The 1,792-nt window shown below is 36.7% G+C and carries 3 protein-coding genes; all 3 read right to left on the bottom strand.

What is annotated here, in order from left to right; translation table 11 throughout:
* The coding region (locus FYJ83_RS20585; protein WP_412034792.1) for a prepilin peptidase at positions 1-201 on the bottom strand (201 nt) is incomplete at its 3' end.
* The gene (locus FYJ83_RS19500) at positions 191-421 is read right to left on the bottom strand and encodes a DUF6133 family protein (RefSeq protein WP_154443135.1); all 231 of its coding nucleotides are present in this window, start codon (positions 419-421) and stop codon (positions 191-193) included. The genes FYJ83_RS20585 and FYJ83_RS19500, both read right to left, overlap by 11 nt.
* A 17-nt stretch (positions 422-438) precedes the next feature.
* A partial coding sequence (locus FYJ83_RS19805) for a hypothetical protein (RefSeq protein ID WP_229768674.1) occupies positions 439-1,792 on the bottom strand: 1,354 nt, incomplete at its 5' end.

Consider the following 1,792-nt stretch of genomic DNA (forward strand, 5'->3'; position numbering starts at 1 on the left):
TTCTTTTAATACTGCTCCTAATAAAAATGGGATAGCAATAATTATCCCAAACAGATTTATAAAGCTAAACCTTAGAAGTCCTATTAATACAATAAATATACAGATTATATCTGGTATTTCCCTTTTTTTAATATCTGTATAAGATGCCGCCATAAGCAGAAAAGAAAAAAGCACCCCCTGTAAGATGCTCTTAACCTGCATAGTTAAACATTTCTTTAATACGTTCTGTTAGTGTTGGCATAACCACATCACCGAATAATAGGTATAGTCCTGCCAGAAGTAATGCTCCTAAAACTACAGCAATAAGAATTTTCACTGCTGTGTCAATATATCCTTCTCCCCTATTATTGTTCATTGCTGTTTTTACAGCTATAGCTTTATTTGTTATAAAATTATTTGATTTTTCAATTGTTCTTTCCATATTCATTTCCTCCTTGTTTATTCAAAATGGTAACTTACAGAATAGGTAATATTGGATTTATCGTACATACAATTGTGATTCGTATAATAATAAAACTCAAGCTTAGAGTACATACCAGCACTTAGAGTTCTGCTGAATGTGATACCATTGCTTGTAGTTCCATAATCAAGTTCATCCCACTGTTTTGTTTTTACATTGTATCCACGAACACGGCCATAATCACTTCCACTATGTCCTGCAACAGGAGGAACAGTAAATGTATATTCAGTAATAGTCGCACCTTCTAAACCATTTTCTAGAATTACTGAATCAGGACCAGTTAACATCATACCTCCACTGCCATTAGGATCAGCAACAAAGAATACAATGGCTGCCCATGGGGACTCTGCACCTGTGGAATCCACAGCCTTTACGCGAACCGTATTTTTTCCTAACGGGTAGACTTGTGTTTCAGCATTACGCCCTTCCCAAACATAGGTAATTGGATCATTATCTGCATCAGTACTCTTAGCTGTAATAGTTACCTTAGTACCAGGGGCAACACTATTTCCACTTGGTGTCCTAGTAATTACGGGGGTAGTTGGTGGTGAATTTTTAATTGTAAAACTCTTTTCTACCCAAGGTGAATAAGCTCCAACACTATCCTTTGCACGTACCCTGACCTTATGTGTTCCTACTGCATAATAGTTATCACTGGTTGTCCCTTCATATTCTAAGGTTGTTGCATCTCCATCTGGATCACTGGCTGTTGCCTTGATATCAACGAAGAATTTTCCACTTTTAACAGTCCGAGTTGGTGTAGCTGTCAGTGTTACTGTTGGTGCTGAATTTACAATTGTAAAGCTCTTCTCTACCCAAGGTGAATAATCTCCTGCACTATCCTTTGCACGTACACGAATCTTATGAGTACCTACTGGATAGTAGTTATCACTGGTTGTACCTTCATATTCTAAGGTTGTTGCATCTCCATCTGGATCACTAGCTGTTGCCTTAATATCAACAAAGAATTTACCGTTCTTTACAGTTCTAGTTGGTGTAGCTGTTAAAGTTACTGTTGGTGCAGTATTGGTAATAGTAATCTTTTCTTTATGAGTAAATACTCTGCCCTCACTATCTATAATTGTGGCTATAAGAGTAAACTCACCTGTATCTGATATGGAGATGTTCCCTCCTTCATTGGCTAGTTCACCATTGAAATCTACTGCTTCACCTGTTTTTTCTAATGTCCATCTAACTTTATTTGCTCCAAGATTTTTGGAATCTCCTTTTACTTCAAATTCCCTGCCATAGTGAATGGAATCAGGCATGGTAAAGCTATACTCTATAACTGGATTTATAGTTATTTCCTGACTATATGAAAAACTTCTTTCT

This window comes from Tissierella pigra (assembly GCF_009695605.1).
GTDB classification, from domain to species: Bacteria; Bacillota; Clostridia; order Tissierellales; family Tissierellaceae; genus Tissierella; species Tissierella pigra.